The sequence below is a fragment of the Arthrobacter glycogeni genome (assembly GCF_054510815.1).
Window position 1 is genome coordinate 181,340 of sequence record NZ_JBTNDV010000003.1, and the last position, 23,183, is coordinate 204,522.

Below are 23,183 nucleotides of genomic sequence, written 5' to 3' on the forward strand. Positions count from 1 at the left end.
TCTTGCGTACCCCCAACGGGATTCGAACCCGTGCCGCCGCCGTGAAAGGGCGGTGTCCTAGGCCGCTAGACGATGGGGGCCAGGACCACATTGGGCAAACAATTTTCCCCTGCTGTGGACCTATAAAACTATAGGGCCTGCGTCGCGATTCCACAAAACGGAACTCGGCCCAGGGTCGACCCAACCCACCGGTACAGTCGACTATGTGCCCATCGAAATGACCCTCGAAGACTTCGAGTCTGCAGTGGATAACGCAATCGACCAGATTCCCGAGAACCTCGTGCGCATGATGAGCAACGTAGCGATCTTCGTCCGCGAGGAATACGAGCCAGGCCCCGGCGAGGACGCCGATACTGAACTGCTTGGACTCTACGAGGGCACCCCCCTCACCGAACGCGATTCCTGGTGGGAGGCGGGTTCCCTGCCGGACAGCATCAGCATCTTCCGCGAGCCTCTCCTCCGTCACTGCGAGACCCGGGAGGAACTCATCGAGGAAATCCTCATCACCGTCATTCATGAGGTGGCGCATCACTTTGGGATTGACGACGCGCGGCTGCACGAGCTGGGCTGGGGATAAGGTCCAACTCGCATCCGCGGGCCCCAACAGCGGATACTTGACCTTATGCACGCGCACGATCACGGATTACCCCAGGGGACGGCTACCGGGAGGCATCGCCGACAGCTGATCGTCGTCGTCATCATCACCCTGGCAGTTGTCCTTGTGCAGGTGGTGGGAGCCATCTGGTCCGGGTCCCTTGCACTCCTCGCCGATGCTGGCCACATGCTCTCCGACGCGGCGGGGGTCACCATTGCCCTCTTTGCCTCCTGGATAGCCACCCGCCCCGCAACCCGGCGGAGTACCTACGGATATCAGCGGGCCGAAGTCCTCGCTGCTCTGGCAAATGCCATCATCCTGGCGGTCATCGCTGTCGTGATCCTGATCGAAGCGCTGCGCCGCTTCAACACGAGCCCTGACATCCGCTCCGACGTCATGATTGTCACGGCGCTGGTTGGAGCGGGAGCCAACCTCGCCTGCTTGCTTATCCTCCGGCGGGGACAAGCGGAAAGCCTCAACCTCCGCGGCGCCTACCTGGAGGTGCTGGGCGACCTGCTGGGCTCAGTGGCCGTCATCATCGCCGCCGTCGTTATTGCGACGACCGGCTACCTCCCCGCCGATGCCCTCGCGTCGATAGCTATCGCCCTGATGATCCTGCCGCGGGCCTGGAGTCTCCTGCGGGACGTGATCAACGTGCTGCTTGAGTCGGCCCCCAAGGGTGTTGACTCCGAGATGATTCGCAGCCATATTCTTGGGGTTCGCGGCGTGGTGGGCGTTCACGACATTCATGCCTGGACCATCACCTCCGGGGTACCGGTGTTCTCGGCGCATGTTGTGGTGGACGGCGCAACACTCAATGCCGAGGGGGTGGATCAGGTGCTGGACCGGCTAACCCACTGCCTCCGTGACCACTTCGATACCCAACACTGCACGTTTCAGCTTGAGCCAGCCGAGCACGCAATCCACGAGAGCCGCCAACACGCCTGATCTAACGGGCAGAACGCGACACGCCGCACCACAACACGACCAAATGACACCAATGTTGTTTATGGTACTTGTGTGACCAGTGTTGCTAAAGTGACATACATCCCCTTATTGTCGTGACTGTTGTGTAATACGTCGCGCGAGGATTTGGGGAATAGTGCAGTCATCAGGAAAGCGGCGCATGCCCTCCTTGAAAGCCGTCGGCGTCCTTGCCGCGGCTGTCCTGCTCAGCGGCGTCGGCCTCACCCCGTCGGTCGCGGCGCCCACCACGGACGTTACCCCCGCAGCAGTGATCCCCACCCCGGCAGAGATCGCCGGCGCGTTGGGCAGTACGACGGCGAAGGCCGCCCTGGTCAGTGAGATTGAGGGAATCCTCGCAACAGCAACATCAAACCTTCAGGATGCCCAAACGACCGCGATGCAGTCCCAGGGTGCGTATATCGACGCTCTCGCTGTCCTCGAGGAACGACGCGCGACCGCTGTTGCCACCACGGCGCTCGCCGAGGCGGCAGCATTGACCCACGACGCCGCATCAGTCCAAGTGGGGCAGCTGGCTGGCGACCTGTACCGCTCGGGCGGGGTCACTCCCGGCATGACCATGCTCCTCAGTGGCGAGAACCCCGATGAAATCATGGCGCGGGCTTCCACGGTGTATGGACTGTCAGCAAACCGCGCGACCACTTTTACCAACGCCCAAACCGCAGCCAAGACCTGGGAAGCGCTTCGCCTAGACGCTGCGGCAGCCCGGCAGGCGGCGGCAGACGCAGCCGAGATAGCCCAACTGGCTGGCGAAGACAATCAGCGGGCCACCGATGCGGCAGCACGTCAGGTCGAGGACCGGCAGGCCGAGCGCTCCATCTTGGTTGACCAGCTCGCGTCCCTCCGCAACACCACCGCGGCGCTTGAAGAGCAACGCATCTCCGGGCTGGAGGCCCAGCAGCGCGAGCTGGAGCTCGCCAAGATCATCGCCGAATCTGAGCGCGTCGCGAAGGCCGCCGCAGCGCAACGGTCCAACGACACTCCGGTTGGTGTGCAGCAGTCCATGCCCGCCACCATCCTTCCGCCAGCCCCCGCTGCCGAGGCATCAGCCCCAGCGCCAAGCGCATCAGCGGTTGACCGGCCCGTAGCGCCACCGGCGCCGGCGCCCGCGCCCACCACTCCGGCACCGGCGCCCGCGCCGACCACTCCGGCCCCCGTACCGGAGCCGCCCAGCACACCCTCGCCTCGCCTCCCGGCACCGGCACCGGCACCTGCGCCCCCGGCACCCGCTCCGGCCCCCGCTCCTGCGCCCCCTGCACCGGCTCCTACTCCAGCTCCGGCGCCTGTGCCCCCTGCACCCACTCCGGCACCAGCTCCTGCACCGCCTCCCTCGAACGGTGGCTCGGTCTCAGCAGCAATCAGCTTCGCCATGTCGAAGACCGGCTCGCCAAACTTTTACCAGTGGGGTGGATCCGGCCCGCGAGGCTTCGACTGCTCAGGGCTGGTCCAGCAGGCCTTCGCTTCAGCCGGCATCTCCCTACCGCGGGTGGCCACCGCCCAGTACGCAGCAAGCTCCAATCACGTCCCGCTCGCCCAGGCACAGCCCGGTGATCTGGTGTTCTGGGGTTCGCCCGGGAATTTCTACCACGTCGGTATTTACCTCGGCAACAACAAGGTGGTCAACGCGCTCAACGAGTCGCAGGGCATCCTGGTCACCGACTTGGCGCACATGGGTGGAATGCCTAACCTGTACCCGATGGTCGCCAGGTTCTGACCCAACGGCTCCGGGCCTCGCGGCCCGGACCGACAATCTACCTCAGGTCTACCCGCAGGGATCCGGCTGCCCTGGACTAGCTCGTCGGGGCAACCATCGGTCCGAAGTTCTCGCGATCAAGCAGTCGCGGATCGTTGCTGTCCGGAACCACGAGCACCGGCCCCTTGGCGTGATGAAGCACACCCTGGCTCGTTGAGCCCAGCAGCATTCCTGCAAACCCGCCCCGTCCTCGCGTCCCCACCACCAACAGCTCCGACGTGCGCGAGTTCTCAATCAGCACCTCAACCGGTGGGCCATCGAGTAGCTCGACTGAGATCTCCAGACCCGGGAAATGGCTTTGCAGCCAAGCCTTCCCCGCGTTCAAGGAGATGCGGATGTCGACGTGGAGTGCTTCACGGTCCAACGGCGCGGGAACCCAGGCCAGCGATCCGGTAAAGGGGGGCAATGAGCAGACCACGCGCAGCGGCATTCCCCGCGAGGCGGCCTGCTCCGCGGCAGCGAGCGAAGCCATCCGGGCCTGCTCCGAGCCGTCAACTCCGACCACCACTACGTGCTCCACTTCAGCCGCCGTGACGCCGGGTTCCCCTTTCGTCTTGGGTGGTTCGACTCCCGAGTCGCCGAAACGGCGTGCAGCGCAGAGCGGAATCACTACTGTCGGACATTTGGCGTGGGCAGGCACCGCGCTGCTGACCGAACCCAGAAGGCGCCCAACGAATCCTCCCCTGCCGCGGGATCCCACAACAATCAGTTCGGCTTCCTCCGACAGTTCGAGTAGAACACCAGCTGCATCGCCGGATTCGACCCGCGGGTCGATCTCGACGTGAAGTCCTCCGACTCGAGCGACGGCCTGATTCAGGACCGCTTGGGCACCCTCGCGGATGACGGCGTCGTCGATCGTGGCATAGCCGGCGTCCATGCTGGATGCGGCGAAAACCGGAACCGTGTAGGCGGTAACAATGCTCAGACGGGTGCCCCTGCGGGCCGCCTCGTGGGCCGCCCAGACGAGGGCGCATTGACTCTGGTCGGAGCCGTCGACGCCGACCACTACCCCGCTGCCGTAGAGACTGCTAACGCCATTCTCGGACTGTGCCTTTTCCATGTCCACTCCTCTCTACGATCGCAAATTCCTGCGTCCGGTCGGCGATCGGAAGGCGCCGTCGAATTATTTCAAAGCCTACTCTCCCGCACAGGACTATTCACCGTGGGCAAAGTTATATAGGCTTCTGAGAAATCGTTACTTGTTCGATCCGCAGTTGGTTCGGAAGGGTAACGAGGTGAGCTTGGTTGACCCGTTCGCAGCCAAGTTTCCGCACGGCCCGGAAGAGGCGCTGGGCCGTGCGGAATTACTCCTTACCCCGGAGGTTTAACCTGTGATTTTGCCGTTGCCCGGACTCGTGGCCACGCGCTCAGACGCGCACGGCGGTGCGGAGCTCACCACCACAGTGGTCATCGGGTCGGGACTCCCCGGGTTGGCTGTCGCCAGTGAGCTCAGCCGACGGGGCATCAAATCCATCGTTGTTGAGTGCGTGGAGTCAGTTGACACGGGCCAGTTGTCCCGGACGGTCATGACAGATTCGGTTTCCCTGTCAGAGCGAACCGAATTGCTCCGGCTCCTGCGCGGCTATGCGACCAGCCATTCGCTGGACATCCGGCACAGCACGATCGCCGAGAATGTCTGCGTGGTCGGTCATTCGCAACTGCTGCCCGCCCCGGTGCTGGGCTCCAAGAAATGGGCCGTTCAGACCGGTAGCGGTGTCTTACTGGCAGATCATGTGGTTTTGACCAAGTACCCCCAGAATCAACTGCGCCGGTTCCTCCTATCCCTTGGCCTCGCAGTGGGACACGACCTCAAGACAGCGGCGCAGGCAATTGGCCTGCACCTGGTGGGGGTTGGTGAACTTCTCAGCCCCACTACCCGCGACATTGTCCGGCAGGCGAAGCTGGTGAGCACGCTGATCGTCCAACATCCGTCGCTGCTGGCCGCGCCGCGGGCACTGGGCGCTTGAAGGCTTACTGACTATCCAGCGGGAGTATTACGAGTCGGCTCCATGCCGCAACTTCTTGCGGGCGGTGACGGCCAGAACCACGGCTAGTGCGATCAGAACCACCACCATCCCCACGATGCTCCAGGGGAAGTCCCCGTCGGCTGTCTGCTCAGCCTGCTCTATTTCGATTGGCCCCTGCGTTCCTACCGAGGCGCCAGGGGTCTGCCCGGCACCCGCGGCGGCCGCCGTGAACGCGAAGGTGCCTTCAATAGGATGAGAGTCCGAGGAGACCACCCGCCAGTTGACTGTGTAGTCGCCTGCCGGGGCGCCCACCTTGACGGGCTGGCTTGCCACACGGTCGACGATCGAGACGTCTCCCTGCGCCCAGTTCTCGCCGCTTGCGTCGAGAATCTCCACCTCCGAGCCGATTCCCGACGGGACGCTCGAGAACGTCAACTCCACCACCGCCGGGAGTACCTCAATACTCGCGCCGGGCTCGGGATTGCTACCGGCCAGCTCGTCGTGGGCGTTAGCGGCCGGGGCGGAACCGAGAGCGGCCATCAGTGCGACCATCAGCATCGCCGCGAGCTGGGTCGGAACCCTAAGGAAAGAATGGCCGACGGCATTTGCGGCAGCAGGGTAGGTGGTACTCATGCATTAACTCTACGTGCAGGGGCTGCCAGCTGGCTGGGAGGGCCTGCACCACACCCGCTCCGCCTGCAAGTTGCCGTCGTTGGAGGACACCCGAATAGCGGTTCAGCGGCTCATCGCGGACCGCCACTCCCTATGGGTAACACACCTAGCCCTCGCGGACGTGGTCAAGCCGGACAGCGGCGTCCGAGATATCCACCCCGCCTGACCACCTTGCTCACCGAGAGGACGACGACGTCACACGGGCGCCCTCACCGCGAGCAGCGGATAGACTCATCCCGCAGACCACCCCATCGTTCGAGGAATGACCATGCTCAAAAAGGGTTCCACACTGGACCGCTATTTCGAAGTCTCACAACGCGGCAGCACCTACGCACGGGAAATCCGCGGCGGGGTGGCCACCTTCTTCGCCATGAGCTACATCGTGGTCCTGAACCCCTTGATCCTCGCAGGCGCCGACTCCTCGGGTGCGGAACTGGGATTCGAGCGGGTCGCGGCTGTCACTGCCCTCGTGGCGGGAATCCTCACCATCGTGATGGGCGCCTGGGCCAAGTATCCGTTCGCTCTCGCCACCGGGCTCGGCGTGAACGCGTTCGTCGCCATCACCGTCGCCACCAACCCTGAGCTGACCTGGCCCCAGATGATGGGCCTGGTCGTGCTGGCCGGCCTCACCATGCTAATCCTGGTCCTCACCGGATTCCGGACAGCAGTGTTCAACGCCGTCCCGGAGAGCCTGAAGACCGCCATCGTCGTGGGCATCGGCCTGTTCATCGCGTTGATCGGACTGGTCAATGCCGGTTTCGTCCGCCGGGTACCGGACGTCGCCCAAACCACGGTCCCGGTTGGTCTCGGCTTCGAGGGTGCCCTGCTGGGCTGGCCCACCCTGGTGTTTGTGTTCGGCTTGATCCTCACCATCGCCCTCGTGGTCCGCAAAGTGCGCGGCGGAATCCTGATCGGCGTCATCGCCTCCACCATCCTCGCCGTCGTGGTCGAGGCCGTGGCTAATGTGGGACCCAGCGTTGGGCCTGACGGCGCCAACGCGCAGGGCTGGTCACTGGTGGTTCCCGAACTTCCGACCGGGTCCTGGGTGGGCATACCGGATCTGTCGCTGATCGGAAACGTGAGCCTGTTCGGGGCCTTCAGTTCCATCGGAGCCACCGCTGCCCTGCTCCTAACCTTCACCATCCTGCTGAGCATCTTCTTCGACGCGATGGGGACCATGGTGGGCCTGGCCAATGAGGCGAAACTTGTCGATGAGAAGGGCAACATCCCCGGCGTCAACCGGGTCCTGATCGTCGATGCCCTGGGCGCAGTTGCCGGCGGCGCCGGGTCGGTCTCCTCCAACCAGATCTACGTCGAGTCCGGCGCCGGCATCGGTGAGGGCGCCCGCACCGGTATCGCCAACATTGTCACCGGTGTGTTGTTCCTGCTGGCAATGTTCTTCACCCCGCTGATCTCGCTGGTGCCTTTCGAGGCGGTTGCCCCGGCCCTCGTCGTCGTCGGATTCATGATGGTGGCGCAGGTGGGCAGGATCGACTGGGAGGACTGGGGAGTCGCGATCCCGGCGTTCCTGACCTTCATCCTGATGCCATTTACCTACTCCATCGCCAACGGCCTGGGCGCCGGGTTCATCGCTTATGTCCTGGTACGCACCTTCCAGGGCCGGGCCCGGGAGATCCACCCGCTGATGTGGGCTGTTGCGGGCGCTTTTGTAGTGTTCTTCGGGATCGGGCCGCTCGAACTGCTGCTGGGCCTGCGCTAAACCAGAGCTGGCACCTAAGCCGGAGTCTGGGCTGGCGCCTAAAGCAGGCGCCAGTCCGGACTCCGTGGGTCAGCGGGCCGACCAACCGCCGTCCATCACGTAGGACGACCCCGTCACCATGCCGGCGGTGTCTGATGCCAGCCAGCACACCAACCCGGCCACCTCTTCCGGCTCCACCATCCGCTTGATGGCACTCTCGGTCAGCATGATGGTGGACAGCACATCGTCCTCGCTGATCCCGTGGAGCCGTGCCTGATCCGCGATCTGGTTCTCAACCAGCGGGGTCCTGACGTAGCCGGGATTCACGCAGTTACTGGTGACCCCGTGTGGCCCGCCCTCAAGCGCAGTCACCTTGGACAGGCCCTCCAGGCCATGCTTCGCTGAGACGTAAGCGGATTTGAACGGTGACGCCCTCAGCCCGTGGATCGAGGACAGGTTGATGACCCGCCCAAACCCCCTGCTGTACATTCCGGGCAGCACAGCCCGGATCAGCAGGAACGGAGCCTCCAGCATGAGCGTGTGGATGCGTCGGAAATCCGCCGGATCGAACTCGTGGATGGGGCTGACCGTCTGGATTCCGGCGTTGTTCACCAGGATGTCGACGTCGAGGGTCAGTTCCTCCAGTGCGCCGGTCTGCAGGAAGTCAACCGACCACGGTTCGCCGCCGACCTCCCGCGCGAGGGCCGCAGCGCCGTCGCCGTCGCGGTCGGCGACGATTACGTAGGCCCCCTGCGCGGCCAACAGGCGAGCTGTGGCGGCCCCAATCCCGCTTGCCGCGCCGGTGACCAACGCCCGGCGTCCCGCGAGGGGGCGAGCCAGCGTAGCGCCCGCGTCCCGGGCCGGCGCTACGCCGTCGTCGAGCTGTGTTGTCTGCGCCATGGGTCAGCTGTCCTTCAGGACCTTGATGCCGTGCCGCTCGGCGTCCTCGGCGTCGACGTCGCGCAGGGAGATGCCCTTGGTTTCGCGGAGCGTGACGACGGCGATGGCGGTCACCACACAGGCGCCCAGGACGTATAGGGCGACACCCACCCACGAACCGGTCTCCTGCAGAATGGCAGTGGCGATGATCGGAGCCATCGAGCCGGCGATGATCGAGGTCACCTGGTAGCCGAGGGAGACACCCGAGTAACGCATCCGGGTGGGGAACATTTCCGCCATGATGGCCGGCTGGCCCGCGTACATCAGCGCGTGAAAGCACAGCCCGATGGTGACGGCCAGGATGATGATGACCGGGTTCTGGGTGTCGAACATCGGGAAGGCGAAGAACGCCCACGTTGAGCCGAGGATTGCCCCCGCCAGGTACACGGGCTTGCGGCCGAAGCGGTCGGACAGCCGGCCCACCTGCGGTATCACGAGGAAGTGGACCACGTGGGCGATCAGCAGGGCGAGGAGCAACTGGCTGGTGTCGTACTCGTGAACAGTCTTCAAGTACACGATCGAGAAGCTGACAATGATGTAGTAGAGGATGTTCTCGGCAAAGCGCAGGCCCATGGCGCCGAGGATCCCCCTGGGGTACTTTCTGACAACCTCAAGCACGCCGTAGTTGATCGACTTCTCGCGTTCAACCTGCTCGCGGGCCTCAAGGAAGATGGGCGCCTCACTGACGTGCGTCCGAATGTAGTAGCCAATCACCACGATGACCGCTGACAGCCAGAACGCTACCCGCCAGCCCCACGCGAGGAATTCGTCCTCGGGGAGGATGAAGGACATGGTCAGGAGCACCACAGTTGCCAGCAGGTTTCCTACCGGGACCGCGGCCTGCGGCCAGCTGGCCCAGAATCCACGGGACTTGTTGGGACTGTGCTCGGCTACCAGCAGAACAGCGCCACCCCATTCACCGCCGACGGCGAAACCCTGGACGAAGCGCAGGACCACCAGCAGGGCTGGCGCCCAGTAGCCGATCGAGTTGAAGCCGGGCAGGCAGCCCATCAGGAAGGTGGCAACGCCCACCAGAACGATGGTCACCTGCAGGGTGTGCTTGCGGCCGAGCTTGTCGCCAATCTGGCCGAAGAAGATTCCGCCGAGCGGCCGGGCAATGAAACCGACGGCGTAGGTCAGGAACGCCGCGATGATGCCATCCAGCGGGGTGGCTGCGTTGGGGAAGAACACCACCGCGAAGACCAGGGTGGCAGCGGTGGCGTAGAGGAAGAACTCGTACCACTCGACGACTGTTCCCACCATTGAGGCGGCGACGACCTTTTTGAGTCCAGAGGTTTCGGTCCGGTCCTGACCGGATTGAGTGGAGCGTTGATTGACGCTCATGACGATCTCCTTCTGTGTCGGCGGTGACACCTGAATGACTGGGGGTGCTGTGACTGCTGTCACTTCCTGGCAACCTCATTGAGTATCCCTGCAGATTACCTGTGCTTCAATGACCACATCCGCACCGCGAACCTGCGAAAATGCAGAGATGAGTGCACTGAATCCCGACGATCTGCTGATCCTGCTGACCGTTTCGCGTACCGGACGGTTCACGTCGGCGGCCGAAAGCCTGAACCTGAACCACACCACCGTGTCGCGCCGCATCACTGCGCTGGAGAAAAGCCTGGGTGGGCACGTCCTCGTCCGTGCCAGCGGGGGATGGGAACTGACCCAGCTGGGCGGCAGGGCGGTGGCCGCCGCCGAGCGGGTCGCTGCCGCGCTGGCGATCCTGGCGGGCGACGACGACGACAGCCCGGTTGCCGGCGTCGTCCGGATGAGCGCCACCGATGGGTTCAGCGCCTACATTGCCGCGCCCGCGTTCGCGAGGCTCCGGCGCCAGCATCCACGGCTGACGATCGAGATTGTTGCGGCAACCCGCCGTGCGTCGCAGACCCGCAGCGGCCTGGACCTTGAGGTGGTGGTCGGCGAACCGCAGGTGCACCGGGCGGAAGCCCTGCGGCTGGGCGAATACATGCTGGGCCTCTACGCCTCGCAGTCCTATCTCGCTGAGAATCCTGCACCACTGACCATTGACGAGGCTTCCGTGCACCCGCTGGTCTACTTCATCGACTCGATGCTGCAGGTGGACAGCCTCGACGCCCCCCGACGGTTACTGCCCACCATGAAGGACTCGCTCAGCTCGACCAACGTCTTCGTCCATGTGGAGGCTACCCGGGCAGGCGCCGGACTTGGGCTGCTGCCCTGCTTCATGGCCGACCGGCACGATGATCTGGTCCGGCTGCTCCCCAAGGTGATCGCCGAGCGGCTGGGGTACTGGCTGGTGGCCCGGCCGGACTCGCTGAGGCAACCGGCTGTCGCGGCGGTCGTCGCCGCCCTGAGGGATGCGACCACGGCCTACGAGAATGAGTTGCTGGGTAGGCCTCGCAGCGGGCCTGGCCCGGCAACCGCATCCGCATCCGCTGGAACCTACTGATCGAAGAGCACCTGCGCCCCGTTGCAGAACTTCCTGACGCGGGCATCGTCCCAGGCCTGGGCGGGCACGCCTCCCCCGAGCAGCACCCGTGCCAGCCCCGGGTCCTGGGCCAGGGGGACGTCGCTGCCCGCGATAATCACGTTGCCGTACCGGCGCCCCTTCAGCATCGCCGGGTCGGCGACGATCGCTGTGTGAGCGAAGACCTCCCCAATAGTCGCGGCTTCCCGGCGCGCGCCAGCAAGATCCGGTGAATCACCGCAGTTGACCAGGTACAAGCCATCGTCGCTAAGCACCCGCTTGGCGTGCTGGGTAAACTCAAGGGTGGTCAGCGGCTGCGGCGTCATACTGCCGGCAAACACGTCACGGATGATCACGTCCCGGCTGCCTCCGGTCAGCGACTCGGTCACCGCGCGGGCCTCCCCCACCCTGATCCGTACCAGCGGCGCCCGCGGCAGATCAAACCAGTCACGCACCAACCCAGCGAGCCTGCCGTCGAGTTCCACGACTACCTGCCGGGCTGCTGGCACCGACGCAGCGAAATACCGCGCCAGTGAACAGGCTCCGCCGCCCAGGTGGAGGACACGCAGGGGCCCGTCGTCGCGCCGCTCCGATTCGACCAGCGCCGCGATCCACCGCATGTACTCGAAGTCCAGGCGCAGGGGGTCGCTGAGATCGATGTGGGAACTCGGGACACCGTTGACTTTCAGGATCCACCCGTTGGGGTTGAACGGGTCCGGTTCCACCTCGCACGTGCCGGTATCGATGTCGTAGGTTCCCGCGACCGGACCGGCCTCGGCACTGTCCGGCTGCGCCTTTGAGTTGCCGGGACGTGCCGGCCGTTGCCTGCCCATTAGTGGCGCACCATCCGCTTCTCCAAAAGTTCCGAGCCCTCGGTGGTGACCTTCCGGTGGGCACCATCGGCGACGAACCGGTGCCGCTGATAGAAGGCGACGGCACGATGGTTGACCGCCAGCACCCACAGGCTCGCCGCCCGGTCGCCGAGCACCTCGCCCAGCAGCGCCGGCCCTACCCCGACGCCGTACACCCGCCGCAGCACATACAGGAAGTACAGCTCACATCCAGTCAGGTCGGCGTCGCGGGAAGATCCGGCGAGCGCCAACCCCACCAAGTCGCCGTCGTCGTCAACGGCCACCGTCCAGGGCGCGCCCGCCTCGATCTGACCGCGTCGCTCAGCGGTGTCGCGTGCGGAGCGGGCGTCGCGGCGATCGAAGAACTCCGCCGGCCCGAGGTGGCCGTAGGCTTCACGCCAGGCGCGGTTATGCAGCGCCACCAGCGCACCGGCGTCGTCGGGGTGGGCCCGCCTGATAATCACGTTCATGACGACCCGCCGCGGACCATGCGGATCTCAGTCTGGTCGTTCCAACCGGTCGACAACCGCTCCCGGGCCCCGTCCGGTTCGAACCCGAGTTTCCGGTAGAAGGCGGTGGCCCGGGCATTGGTTTCGAGCACCCACACGAAGGAGGAGGAAGTTCCGATCGCCGCGTGGACCAGTAAGCGGCCCAGCCCCGACCCGTAGGCCTCGGCCAGCACGTAGACCATATAAAGCTCGGTTGCGGGTGGCGGGGCGTCGCCACGCGCTAGCCCGCCAGCCGCGACACCGATCACCCGGCCCGCCGCGTCGGTACCTACGAGCGGCGGGGCATCGCCGTTCCTGATCCCTTCCTGCCAGCTGGCCGCGTCGGACACCACGTCGGCGTCGAGCTTATCGAAGATTTCATCGCTGAGCTGGCCTGCATATGTCTCCCGCCACGCCAGATTCTTCATCCGTAGGACCGTCTCAACCTCGGCGGGGGCGCACGGCCGGATCGTGAAGGTGGGCATGGTTGTCATGCTAGCGGTCCGGCCGGGAAAGGCTCACTGCCGGTGCATTCTGAACATGGGGCGGTGATGCCAGCTGGGACCGCAGAGCGTGCTGGTGCCGTCCGGCGCAAACCCGTTGCGCCGGTAGAACCGCTCGGCCCGCGGATTGTTGTTGAGGATCCACAAATAGGCGGCCCGGTCCCCGATAGCGGTGTCCAGCAACTGTTGTCCCAGCCCCTTTCCGTGGGTCGCTGCGAGCGTGTAGATATGGTGCAACTCAAAGTCAGGTCGATCTTCGTCCCGCCCCGCGCCCGAGGTCGCGACGCCCACGGCTGATCCTGTCTCGTCGAATGCCACCCAACTGATCGCGCCCGCCGTCAAGGCCTCCCGACGCCTGGCGATCAGAACCGGGAGCTCGGCGTCGTAATGCGCGTGGAACGCCTGCGGCATGATCTGCGCGTAGGTTTCGTGGAGGCCCTGGAGGTGAATGCGGGAGTAGGTTTCGGCGTCGTCGGGCAGGGCTCGACGGATAGAGAAATTCACCACCTCAGTTTATGCCGCGGCGCCGGTGACCACTGCCAGCGCAAACCCGTCCCAGCCTTTGGAGCCGACGGTCTGGACGGCCGTCGCGTCCAGCCGGGGGTAACGGCCCAGCAGCTCGAGGGCGCCACGGGTGCCCCGCAACGCCTGGTCGCCGTCGGTCTCCAGCACGGTGCCGCCGCGCACCGCGTTGTCGAGAACGATGACGCTGCCCGGCCGGGACAACCGGACAGCCCAGTCGAGGTAGGTCGGGTTGTTGACCTTGTCGGCGTCGATGAAGAACAGGTCGTAGGGCGCGGTGAGCGTCGGTAGGGTGTCGAGCGCCGCGCCCACGTGAATCGTCACCTTGCGGCCTACCCCGCCCGGTCGACGTTCCGGCGCGCGACAGCCGCGTGGGATAACTCGTATTCGCAGGTATCAATCACCCCGTCGTCGGGGATACCCCGGGCCAACCAGATAGTACTGAACCCGCCGAGGGTGCCGATTTCAAGGATGCGGCGGGCGCCCTGGATGGTCGCCAGCAGCATCAGGAGCTTGCCCTGGGTGGGGGTGACCTCGATGGCGGGCATGCCCGCGGTGGCGGTCGCGCCGATGGCCGCGGTCAGCGCTTCATCCTGGTGGACCACAGTGTCAGCCAGATAGCGTTCGACGGCGGCCCAGCCGGTCATGAATGGCCCTGGTACTCGTCCATCTCGTCGATGGCCTGCTCGAGGCGCTCCACTTTGCCCGTGAGCTCCCCGCTGTAGCCAGGCCGGATGTCGGCTTTGAGCACCAAAGACACGCGGCTACCGTACTTGCCGACCGCCTCGGTGGCTCGTTTGACCACGTCCATCACTTCGTCCCATTCACCCTCGATGGTGGTGAACATGGAGTCGGTCTGGTTCGGCAGGCCTGAATCCCTGACGATCCTGACGGCCTCGGCCACTGCGTCGTGAACCGAGCCATCGACGTTTTCGACCGACGTGGCGCCGTTTCCGGCTGGGGCAACTGAGAAGGCTACAAGCATGGTCCAAGTCTGGCATATCGGTGTGCCAGCGGAAGGGGCGTCGGCAAAGATTTGTGCAGCTCCGGCGGGTCCCGATGACCTGTGTCACCGCCGTCGTCATTGCTTGTGCAGTTGTGGTGGGTGGAGCGCTCTCCCACCCGCCACAACTGCGCAAATGCTCGGCGGTCTCGACTCAGGACCCGCCACAACTGCGCAAGGGTCATCGCCAACGAGATAAAATACCCCAATGTGCCCGACGTCATGGCTACCGGGCGCACCGTTTGACAGGATGAGTCAATGACTCGCGGAATATACGTCAGCGCCATGACCGAAGGCTCAGGTAAGTCCCTCATCTCGCTGGGGCTGGCAGACATGCTGCACCGGCATGCGGACCGGGTCGGATTCTTCAGGCCAATCGTCGAGGGTGACGACACCGAGGCGGACCCCATGGTCAACCTCATGAAGCGGTCCTTCAACCTGCCGCCAGAACGCGCCCGCGGCGGCCTCACCCGCGCCGAAGCGCGCGCACTGCTGGTGAAGGGGCAACGGGAGGAGATCGACACTCGGTGTGTTTCCATTTACAGCGAGATGGCCCGGGAGTGCGACGTCATCATCGTTGAAGGCACCGATCTGAGCGGCCATGACGCCGCCGTCGAGTTCGACCTCAACGCCCGGCTGGCCAATAACCTCGGCGCCATGGTGTTGGCGGTGGTCAATGCCAAGGAAATGTCGGCGTCGGAGGCGGCCGACGCCGTCGACGTCTCGCGCCGGGAACTGGACGCTGCGCAGGTGTCCCTGCTCGCCATGATGGTCAACCGGGCCGCGGACGACGCCGTCGCCGAGATCAGTTCACAGGTGCGTCCCGGCCGCTCGGGCCGCCCAGTCTATGTCATTCCGGAGCTGGCGGAAATTTCCCGGCCTACCGTGGGCGAGGTGGCCCGGGAGCTCGGCGCGCGTCAGATTGCCGGCAGCCCAACTCTGGAACGCGATGTCGCGTCGATCAAAGTGGCCGCGATGAACGTGGCCAACTTCCTTCACAAACTCACCGACGGCGCCCTGGTGATCGTCCCCGGCGATCGGGCCGACGTCATGGTTGCCACCCTTGCCTCATCCTTCTCCGCCGAGTTCCCGGTCCCCTCGGGCATGATCCTGACGGGCGGGCTGGCGCCAGATTCCACCATCCTGTCTCTCCTGGCGCAGGCGCCGTTCCCCGTGTTCGCCAACGACGACGACACCTACACTGCTGCGCGGCGGGTCAGCGAGGTGCGCGGCGAGATCGCCTCCGGCCTGCGGCGCAAGGCCGCGGCGGCCCTGGGCGCCTGGGCGCGACAGGTCGATGAACGGGAACTCCTGGAACGGCTGGAACTCCCAAGGGCGCTCACCATGACGCCGCTGCGGTTCCTGCATGACCTGATCGAGCGGGCACGGTCCCAGCGCCGGCACATCGTCCTGCCCGAAGGGGAAGATCCACGAATCCTGCGGGCAGCCGAAATCCTGCATCGCAGGGATGTCTGCGATCTGACCATCCTGGGCCCGGAGGCGAAGATCCGCGAACTAGCGGCAGGGCAGGGCATCGACCTGGCGGGCGTGAGCCTGATCGACCCAGTGGTCTCCGAGCTGCGCGAAGAATTTGCCGCCGAGTATGTCAGACTCCGCTCCCATAAGGGTGTCTCGATCGAGAACGCCAGGGAACGTATGCTCGAAGGCGCATATTTCGGCACCATGATGGTGCAGCTCGGGAAAGTAGATGGCATGGTGTCCGGCGCAGCCCACACCACAGCGAACACCATTCGACCGGCTTTGGAGTTCGTGAAGACCAAGCAAGGGATCAAGATTGTCTCGTCGGTCTTCCTGATGCTGCTCCGCGACCGGGTTCTGGTGTACGGCGACTGCGCTGTCAACCCGGACCCCGATGACGAGCAGCTCGCCGACATTGCTGTTGCCTCCGCCGAGACCGCCCAGCAGTTCGGTGTTAATCCGCGGGTGGCGATGCTGTCCTACTCGACCGGCGAATCGGGCTCCGGCGGTGCAGTGGATGAGGTGCGCCGCGCCACCGAGCTGGTTCGGGAGCTGCGCCCCGACCTGCCCGTCGAGGGACCTATCCAATACGATGCCGCCGTCGACGCGTCGGTGGCCGAATCGAAACTTCCCGGCTCCTCCGTTGCGGGGCAGGCAACAGTGTTCATCTTTCCCGACCTGAACACCGGCAACAACACGTACAAGGCTGTCCAGCAGTCTGCCGGCGCCGTCGCGGTAGGCCCTATCCTGCAGGGTCTGCGGAAACCTGTCAATGACCTCTCCCGTGGCTGCACTGTTGAAGATATCGTGAACACAGTTGCCATCACCGCTGTCCAGGCGCAGGAGACCTAGTAGGCTCCCGCGTCGGAAACAGCAGCCTCCAGTAGAGTTTTGGGCAGGAGGCATCATGATCATTCTCGTCATCAACTCGGGCTCATCATCGCTGAAATATCAGGTACGCAATACCGGATCCGGCGAACGATTGGCTGACGGCACCGTGGAGCGGATCGGCGATCCTGCCCACGGCGGCCCCGCCGACCATCAGGCGGCCCTCGACCGGGTGACCGCCGACGTTGAAGAGGCACTGCAGGGAAAGACCATCGACGCCGTCGGGCACCGGGTGGTGCACGGGGGCGAACGGTTCAGCGAACCAGTGCTGGTGGACAATGAGATCACCAGGGCAATCGAACGCCTCAGCCCGCTCGCGCCGCTGCACAACCCGGCGAACGTCCAGGGCATCAGGGCAATCACCGCCAAATGGCCGCAGATGCCGCAGGTCGCGGTCTTCGATACGGCGTTCCACCGCACCCTGCCCGAACACGCCTGGCGGTACGCCGTCCCCGACGACCTGTACACCCGGTTCGGTATCCGCCGCTACGGCTTCCACGGCACTTCGATTGGGTTCGTCACCCACCACGCGGCGTCGCTGCTGGGGCTGGCTCCCACCGAGTTCACCGGGATCATCGCCCACCTCGGCAACGGTGCCTCCATCACCGCGGTCAGGGCGGGTGCCAGCATCGACACCTCAATGGGTTTCACCCCGTTGGAGGGGCTGGTGATGGGGACCCGGTCCGGTGACATCGACCCGTCGATCCTGCTGTTCCTAAGCCGGGAGGGCTACTCAGCCGAGGACCTTGATCAGCTCCTGAACCGCGACGCCGGGCTCAGGGGCCTGACCGGGCAGAATGACATGCGCTCGGTGGTCGACTCGGCGGCCGCCGGAGACGTCAGGGCGAAGCTTGCTCTGGAACTGGCGTCGTACCGGCTCGCCAAGTACATCGGCGGGTATCACGTGGCAGTCGGTGGGGCTCAAGCGCTGGTGTTCACCGCGGGTATCGGCGAGAATTCCTGGCAATTCAGGGAGCTCGTGGTTAACAAGCTTGGGGCTCTCAACCTGTATATCGACGAGGCCGAGAACCGCAAGAAGAGTTCGGCGCCCCGCCAGATCAGCACAGAGGAGTCGGCGTTCCCGGTGCTGGTGGTGCCCACCGACGAGGAGGCTGCAATAGCTGAGGCGACCGCCGTCGTCGTCGCGCGCTGAGCCCCTGCCCGGCTAGGGCATTCCCGCCAACCGGGCCAATGCCGCCGCCACCGCGCCGGCCACCACAACTACGAGGAATGGGGCCCGCAGGAGCAGCGCGACGGCGGCGGCAGCCAGGGCAACGATCCTTGCATCGAGGACAAGCTGCTGGCCGGAGGCAAACGTGTTGACCGCTGTGAGCGACGCGAGCAGCCCAATGGTCAGGGTTCCAGCGACCCGGCTCATCCGGGGGTTGTCCATCCATCGTGCCGGGACGAGATATCCGGTGAGCTTGGTCAGGAACGCGAGAGCGCAGGCCAATAGGATCCAGACCCACAGAGTCATCGGTTGGCCTCACCGTCGGCATAGGGGTCAACATCGGGTTCGAGGCCCTCTTCCGGGCTTCCGTGACCAAACCAGCCGATGGCCCCGGCCACGGCTGCCGCGATGATGATAGGCAACCCGGGCGCCATCAGCGGCACCGTCACCACCGTAACCAACGCGCAGACCACTGCGATTGCTGCCGGCTCCCTGGTTCTCAGGCGCGGCCAAAGCAGCCCCAGGAAGGCGGCCACCGCCGCTCCGTCAAGACCCCACTGCGCCGGGTCGCCGAGCGCAGTCCCCAGCAGTGCGCCGACGACGGTGAACACGTTCCACAGCACAAACACGCCGATTCCGGCGCTCCAGAACCCTAGTTGCCGCTCGCCTGGGTCGGTCTGGCCGCTGGCGGTTGCAGCCGATTCATCAATGGTCACCTGGGCTGCAACAAGTCTGCGCCACCCGATGGGCCGGATCAGCGCGTTCATCTGCATGCCATAGACGGCGTTGCGGATTCCCAGCAGCGAGGCGGCGGTCAGAGCCGCGGCGCCGGTACCCCCACCGGCCACCACGCCGATGAACGCGAACTGGGAGCCGCCGCTGAACAGCAGCAGGCTCAGGGCCACGGTCTGCCACAGGTTGAACCCCGATGTCACCGAGAGGGCTCCGAAGGAGATCCCGTACAGGCCGGTAGCAACGGCGATGGAGAGCCCAACCCGGACGGCGGGCGACTGCAGGTATTTCACCGATTCAGCGTATTGCCCGGTCGGGAATTCGCCTACTCGGCTTCCCTTCCCCGTCGATCCCGGTAATACTGAACAGGTAGTCAGCTTACTTACTAACCGAATGGAGTGAATCATGAAGGCAGTGACATGGCAGGGCCGTCGCACCGTCAGTGTTGAGCAGGTTCCGGATCCAGTGATCCAGGAGCCCACTGACGCTATCGTCCGCATCACCTCCTCGGCCATCTGTGGGTCCGACCTGCACCTGTACGAAGTGCTCACCCCCTACATGCACAAGAACGACGTGCTGGGCCACGAGCCGATGGGCATCGTCCAGGAAGTCGGCAGCGCGGTAACCAACCTGCGCCCGGGAGACCGGGTGGTCATCCCCTTCAACATTTCCTGCGGCCACTGCTGGATGTGCACGCGGGGACTACAGTCCCAGTGCGAGACCACCCAGGTCCGTGAACAGGGTTCGGGCGCGAGCCTGCTGGGATTCTCCGAACTGTACGGCTCGGTTCCGGGCGGGCAGGCGGAGTTCCTCCGCGTCCCCCACGCCGACTACGGACCGGTCAAGGTGGGCCACGAACTCCCCGACGAGCGGTACCTCTACCTCTCCGATATTCTCCCTACCGCCTGGCAGGGCGTGAGGTACGCCGACGTTCCCGCGGGCGGCACCCTCGCGGTGTTCGGTCTGGGACCCGTGGGGCAATTTGCCGCACGAATCGGCCGGCACCTCGGCCAGCGGGTCATCGCCGTCGAGCCCGTGGCTGAACGACGCGCCATGGCAGAGCGGCACGGGATCGAGACGCTCGATTTCACAAAAGATATTGGCGACGAGTTGCGGGAGATGACCGACGGTCGCGGGCCTGACGCAGTGGTCGATGCCGTCGGGATGGAATCGCACGATTCCCCGCTGGGCGCGTTCGCCCAGAATGCAGTGAACCTGTTGCCGGAAGCCCTTGCCAAGAAGGCAATGGAAACCGCTGGCGTGGATCGTCTGACGGTGCTGCATGCCGCAATAGATGCGGTGCGGCGCGGCGGAACCATCTCCCTCAGCGGTGTTTACGGTGGAACGGCGAGCCCGATGCCGCTGCTGAGCATGTTCGACAAGCAGCTCCAGACCCGCATGGGCCAGTGCAACGTCCGTAACTGGACCGATGAGCTGCTGCCTATCGTCGAGGACCCCTCCGATCCGTTGGGCGTCATGGACCTGATGACCCACTCGATCAGCCTCGATGAAGCGCCCCAGGCCTACGAAAAGTTCCAGAAGAAGCAGGACGGCTGCATCAAGGTGGTCATCCGCCCCTAGTCACCGGCGCTGGGTGAGAGTCCGCGGCGCTAGCTCTGGGCGCCAGAAAAGTGCCGGGCCCGCAGGATCGCTGTTGCGCAACAGCGATCCTGTGGGCCCGGCACTTTTTTGGCGGTGCGGAGCGCTAGAGAGAGCCGCTATTGACGCCGTGGATCGCGTCCGCGGCGCGAACCAGACCCAGATGAGAGAACGCCTGGGGGTAGTTGCCCGCCATCCGGGAGCTACCGCTATCGTATTCCTCGGCCAGCAGGCCAAGGCCGTTGGCGTATCCCACCAGTTGATCCATCAGCCGTTTCGCGTCCTTGATCCTCCCGGACCGGGCGTACTGTTCCACCAGCCAGAAGGAGCAGGCGAGGAAGGGGTGCTCGCCCGGCTTCAGCCCGTCCATCCCCGCTTCGGTCCGGTACCGCAGCAACAGGCCGTGCTCGTTGGCCAGGTCCCTCTCCAATCGTGCCACGGTGCCAAGCATCCGGGGGTCGTCGTAGTCGAGGAACCCCACCTGCGGCAGTTGCAGCAACGAAGCGTCAACCTCTGGGCTGCCGTACGTCTGGGTGAAAGAATTGATGCTGGTGTCAAACCCCTTCTCCAGGATGTTCTCGCGTAGCTGATCCCTGAGCTCAGCCCACCGTTCGGCGTGGCCCTCCAGCCCGTGCTCCCTGACGGCCCGCACACCCCGGTCAAAGGCCGCCCACATCATCACCCTCGAGTGGGTGAAGTACTTCAGCTCGCCGCGCATCTCCCAGATCCCGTGATCAGGGTCGTCAAAATGGTTCTCCGCGAAACTCAGCAGCGCGCGCTGCAGCGGCCAGGAGAAACTGTCCTCAAGTACCCCCCTGTTGCGGAGCTTTTCCAGCACCACCATTACCTCGCCGACCACGTCCGCCTGATACTGATCCACTGCCCCGTTGCCGACCCGCACCGGCGTGGAGTCTTCGTACCCGGGCAGGTGGTCGAGGATCTTCTCCGTCAACTCCCGCTCACCGCCAACCCCGTACATGATCTGCAGATCTTCAGGATCACCTGCGACCGCCCGTAGTAGCCAGTTGCGCCATTCCAGCGCCTCCTCCTGGTATCCGTGGGTCATCATGGCGTCAAGCGTCAGGGCAGCGTCGCGGAGCCAGCAGAACCGGTAGTCCCAGTTGCGGGTGCCACCAAAATGCTCGGGAAGGGACGTAGTGGGCGCCGCGACGATCCCGCCGGTGTCCTCGTGGGTAAGCGCGCGAAGCACCAGCAGCGAGCGCTTGACGATCGGATCATACTCGCCCTGCTGCTCGAAGCTGGCGGCCCAGCCTGACCAGTAGTCAATCGTCTCCTGCAACGCAGTGTCGACGTTCACCGGACGGGGCATCGGACGGTACGAGGGGTACCACAAGAGTTCGAGATCCACCGTCTGGCCTGCAACCACAGTGAAATCCCCCTCATGCCGGCGGTGGGAGGCGCGCGGCAGGTGGTCGCCGCGCAGCGCGAGGGCGTCGGGGCCGGCAATCGCCGAGATCGCCTGGCCGCTCTCGTCGGTCTGTCGGCTGACCCACGGGATGATCTTGCCGTACCCGAACCGCACCACAAGTTCCTGACGTATCGGCACTGCGCCGCTCAGCCCTTCAATCCGCCGCACCACAGAGGCCCTGCGGTCTCCGATCGGCATGAAGTCGGTCACCCTGACGTCCCCGACCTCGGTGTGCCAGCGGGTAACCAGAACAAACGTCGAGTCGACGTAGTGCCAATCCACCACCTCAGCTGAACCCGCACCCGGGGCCGGCGCCACCAGCCACCGCCCGTGGTCCTTTCCGCCCAGCAATGCGCTGAAGAGGGAATCAGAATCGAACCGGGGGAAGCACAACCAGTCGATGCTCCCGGTCTTCGAAATCAGCGCACCGGTGTGCATGTCGGAAACGAGCGCGTAATCTTCGATCGGAGAATGCATACTTCAACTCAATCACAGTCACTACCGGCAGACTGGATCCTCGCCGCCGGAGGTGCGTTTTGCGAGCTGGGCACGGACAGCTGCAGGACGGTTTGTGGTGATTTCCTGAACGCCCAGCTCACGCATGAACTCGACGTCGTCGGGCTTGTCCACGGTCCACGCACGGATACGGATCCCTTCGGCAATCCACCGGCGCACCCGGGCCGGATGGGCCAGCACGTAATCGACGCCCGGACCGGCCACCCCCGCTGAATGGGAATCTATATTCTGCTCCCCATCATTGAGCGCCCGGCGGAGCAGGCCGATCACCGCTGCTGCAGTCAACGCCCCAAGGTGCAGTTCGGCGCGCAACTCTTGCGGCCTGACGTCGGAAACCAGCTGGCAGACGGTATACGAAGGCACTTTCTCCAATAGATGTTTCACCGAGTCAGGGCTGAAGCTCATAAAACTGATATTCACGTTGGCGAGGGTCGAGCTTTCCGGATCCCACCCCCGCTGCATCAGGAAGGCGATCAGCTTTTCCTCAAGTCTCAACCCGAAGGGGCTGGGATGCTTGAGTTCAATGGCCAGCGAGACCTCGCGCCCCGCAGCCAGCAGCAGTTCCAGCAGGTCGCCTAGTGATAGAAACTGGTCAGCTATACCGCCGAATTCCGCCGGAATATTTGCCCCTTTCCAGGACGCGAAATCGAGCGTCCGCAACTCCCTCAGGGTATGGTCGGCAACGTCGCCGGTGCCATTGGAGGTCCTGTCCAACGTCGAATCATGGATGCAGACCAGCTGCCCGTCGCGCGTCAGGTGCACATCGCATTCGACGCCGTCTGCTTCCTCCACGAGCGCCTGGAGATAGGCGGCCCGGGTGTGTTCGGCAAACTGGTGGCTCGCACCACGGTGGGCGAAAATCGTGTGCAACCTACCCCCTCCCGTCAGCAACCAGTGTCTACCCGATACGCTACGCGACATCGGTCAGCCCAGCGTGA

General features: G+C 64.8%; 22 protein-coding genes, 1 tRNA gene and 1 pseudogene. 9 read left to right on the plus strand and 15 right to left on the minus strand.

What is annotated here, in order from left to right; translation table 11 throughout:
- Positions 1 to 7: 7 nt before the first annotated feature.
- Positions 8 to 80: transfer RNA gene (locus ACX80G_RS04760), tRNA-Glu, on the minus strand.
- 137 nt (positions 81 to 217) lie between these two features.
- Here ACX80G_RS04760 and ACX80G_RS04765 point away from each other — a divergent pair.
- From ACX80G_RS04765 to ACX80G_RS04775, 3 genes are all read left to right on the plus strand, one after another.
- A complete protein-coding gene (locus ACX80G_RS04765) occupies positions 218 to 577 on the plus strand; it encodes a metallopeptidase family protein (RefSeq protein ID WP_459306230.1) in 360 nt (119 codons plus the stop codon).
- A 45-nt stretch (positions 578 to 622) separates the two neighbouring features.
- On the plus strand, positions 623 to 1,543 hold the full coding sequence (locus ACX80G_RS04770) for a cation diffusion facilitator family transporter (RefSeq protein ID WP_459306004.1): 921 nt from the start codon (positions 623 to 625) through the stop codon (positions 1,541 to 1,543).
- Positions 1,544 to 1,721: 178 nt separating this feature from the next.
- Complete coding sequence (locus ACX80G_RS04775) at positions 1,722 to 3,293, plus strand: C40 family peptidase (RefSeq protein ID WP_459306006.1); 1,572 nt, start codon at positions 1,722 to 1,724, stop codon at positions 3,291 to 3,293.
- Positions 3,294 to 3,369: 76 nt separating this feature from the next.
- Here the strand turns inward: ACX80G_RS04775 and ACX80G_RS04780 are convergent, their stop codons facing one another.
- The gene (locus ACX80G_RS04780; protein ID WP_459306007.1) at positions 3,370 to 4,392 is read right to left on the minus strand and encodes a universal stress protein; all 1,023 of its coding nucleotides are present in this window, start codon (positions 4,390 to 4,392) and stop codon (positions 3,370 to 3,372) included.
- 295 nt (positions 4,393 to 4,687) lie between these two features.
- On the opposite strand from ACX80G_RS04780, the gene ACX80G_RS04785 reads away from it, so the two are divergent.
- Positions 4,688 to 5,299: an FAD-dependent monooxygenase gene (locus tag ACX80G_RS04785; protein WP_459306009.1), complete on the plus strand. Its 612-nt coding sequence runs from the start codon at positions 4,688 to 4,690 to the stop codon at positions 5,297 to 5,299.
- 27 nt (positions 5,300 to 5,326) lie between these two features.
- Here ACX80G_RS04785 and ACX80G_RS04790 read toward each other — a convergent pair whose 3' ends face one another.
- Positions 5,327 to 5,932, minus strand: a complete 606-nt coding sequence (locus tag ACX80G_RS04790; protein ID WP_459306011.1) for a copper resistance CopC family protein — start codon at positions 5,930 to 5,932, stop codon at positions 5,327 to 5,329.
- Positions 5,933 to 6,239: 307 nt separating this feature from the next.
- Here ACX80G_RS04790 and ACX80G_RS04795 point away from each other — a divergent pair, with 307 nt between their 5' ends.
- A complete protein-coding gene (locus ACX80G_RS04795) occupies positions 6,240 to 7,691 on the plus strand; it encodes an NCS2 family permease (RefSeq protein ID WP_459306232.1) in 1,452 nt (483 codons plus the stop codon).
- A gap of 69 nt (positions 7,692 to 7,760) precedes the next feature.
- Here ACX80G_RS04795 and ACX80G_RS04800 read toward each other — a convergent pair whose 3' ends face one another.
- The gene (locus ACX80G_RS04800; RefSeq protein ID WP_459306013.1) at positions 7,761 to 8,570 is read right to left on the minus strand and encodes a 3-hydroxybutyrate dehydrogenase; all 810 of its coding nucleotides are present in this window, start codon (positions 8,568 to 8,570) and stop codon (positions 7,761 to 7,763) included.
- 3 nt (positions 8,571 to 8,573) lie between these two features.
- Positions 8,574 to 9,953, minus strand: coding sequence for an MFS transporter (locus ACX80G_RS04805; protein ID WP_459306015.1), 1,380 nt, complete (start codon positions 9,951 to 9,953; stop codon positions 8,574 to 8,576).
- A 148-nt stretch (positions 9,954 to 10,101) separates the two neighbouring features.
- Between ACX80G_RS04805 and ACX80G_RS04810 the strand changes: the two genes are divergently transcribed.
- A complete protein-coding gene (locus ACX80G_RS04810; protein WP_459306016.1) occupies positions 10,102 to 11,046 on the plus strand; it encodes a LysR family transcriptional regulator in 945 nt (314 codons plus the stop codon).
- Here the strand turns inward: ACX80G_RS04810 and ACX80G_RS04815 are convergent.
- From ACX80G_RS04815 to ACX80G_RS04840, 6 genes and pseudogenes are all read right to left on the minus strand, one after another.
- Complete coding sequence (locus ACX80G_RS04815) at positions 11,040 to 11,897, minus strand: spermidine synthase (RefSeq protein WP_459306018.1); 858 nt, start codon at positions 11,895 to 11,897, stop codon at positions 11,040 to 11,042. The genes ACX80G_RS04810 and ACX80G_RS04815 overlap by 7 nt on opposite strands.
- A complete protein-coding gene (locus ACX80G_RS04820; protein WP_459306020.1) occupies positions 11,897 to 12,385 on the minus strand; it encodes a GNAT family N-acetyltransferase in 489 nt (162 codons plus the stop codon). The genes ACX80G_RS04815 and ACX80G_RS04820 overlap by 1 nt, the downstream gene beginning before the upstream one ends.
- Complete coding sequence (locus tag ACX80G_RS04825) at positions 12,382 to 12,888, minus strand: GNAT family N-acetyltransferase (protein WP_459306022.1); 507 nt, start codon at positions 12,886 to 12,888, stop codon at positions 12,382 to 12,384. The genes ACX80G_RS04820 and ACX80G_RS04825 overlap by 4 nt, the downstream gene beginning before the upstream one ends.
- 33 nt (positions 12,889 to 12,921) lie before the next feature.
- Positions 12,922 to 13,410: a GNAT family N-acetyltransferase gene (locus tag ACX80G_RS04830; RefSeq protein ID WP_459306024.1), complete on the minus strand. Its 489-nt coding sequence runs from the start codon at positions 13,408 to 13,410 to the stop codon at positions 12,922 to 12,924.
- A 9-nt stretch (positions 13,411 to 13,419) separates the two neighbouring features.
- Positions 13,420 to 14,075: pseudogene (locus ACX80G_RS04835) on the minus strand (O-methyltransferase).
- Positions 14,072 to 14,413 carry a thiamine-binding protein gene (locus tag ACX80G_RS04840; protein ID WP_459306025.1) on the minus strand — a complete coding sequence of 114 codons (342 nt, stop codon included), beginning with the start codon at positions 14,411 to 14,413 and terminating at the stop codon, positions 14,072 to 14,074. Before ACX80G_RS04840 ends, ACX80G_RS04835 begins: the two are co-directional and overlap by 4 nt.
- 276 nt (positions 14,414 to 14,689) lie before the next feature.
- On the opposite strand from ACX80G_RS04840, the gene pta reads away from it, so the two are divergent.
- Both pta and ACX80G_RS04850 read left to right on the plus strand, forming a co-directional pair.
- The gene (gene pta / locus ACX80G_RS04845) at positions 14,690 to 16,762 is read left to right on the plus strand and encodes a phosphate acetyltransferase (RefSeq protein ID WP_459306026.1); all 2,073 of its coding nucleotides are present in this window, start codon (positions 14,690 to 14,692) and stop codon (positions 16,760 to 16,762) included.
- Between the two features lie 55 nt (positions 16,763 to 16,817).
- Positions 16,818 to 17,951: an acetate kinase gene (locus ACX80G_RS04850; RefSeq protein WP_459306027.1), complete on the plus strand. Its 1,134-nt coding sequence runs from the start codon at positions 16,818 to 16,820 to the stop codon at positions 17,949 to 17,951.
- Positions 17,952 to 17,963: 12 nt separating this feature from the next.
- Here ACX80G_RS04850 and ACX80G_RS04855 read toward each other — a convergent pair whose 3' ends face one another.
- Together ACX80G_RS04855 and ACX80G_RS04860 are read right to left on the minus strand one after the other, a co-directional pair.
- Positions 17,964 to 18,275, minus strand: a complete 312-nt coding sequence (locus ACX80G_RS04855; RefSeq protein WP_459306028.1) for an AzlD domain-containing protein — start codon at positions 18,273 to 18,275, stop codon at positions 17,964 to 17,966.
- Complete coding sequence (locus ACX80G_RS04860) at positions 18,272 to 18,994, minus strand: AzlC family ABC transporter permease (protein WP_459306030.1); 723 nt, start codon at positions 18,992 to 18,994, stop codon at positions 18,272 to 18,274. Before ACX80G_RS04860 ends, ACX80G_RS04855 begins: the two co-directional genes overlap by 4 nt.
- 112 nt (positions 18,995 to 19,106) lie before the next feature.
- Between ACX80G_RS04860 and ACX80G_RS04865 the strand changes: the two genes are divergently transcribed.
- The gene (locus ACX80G_RS04865; protein WP_459306032.1) at positions 19,107 to 20,282 is read left to right on the plus strand and encodes a zinc-dependent alcohol dehydrogenase; all 1,176 of its coding nucleotides are present in this window, start codon (positions 19,107 to 19,109) and stop codon (positions 20,280 to 20,282) included.
- 124 nt (positions 20,283 to 20,406) lie between these two features.
- Here the strand turns inward: ACX80G_RS04865 and ACX80G_RS04870 are convergent, their stop codons facing one another.
- Together ACX80G_RS04870 and ACX80G_RS04875 are read right to left on the minus strand one after the other, a co-directional pair.
- Positions 20,407 to 22,206, minus strand: coding sequence for a glycoside hydrolase family 15 protein (locus tag ACX80G_RS04870; protein WP_459306034.1), 1,800 nt, complete (start codon positions 22,204 to 22,206; stop codon positions 20,407 to 20,409).
- A gap of 21 nt (positions 22,207 to 22,227) precedes the next feature.
- A complete protein-coding gene (locus ACX80G_RS04875; RefSeq protein WP_459306035.1) occupies positions 22,228 to 23,115 on the minus strand; it encodes a glycerophosphodiester phosphodiesterase in 888 nt (295 codons plus the stop codon).
- Positions 23,116 to 23,183 lie beyond the last annotated feature (68 nt).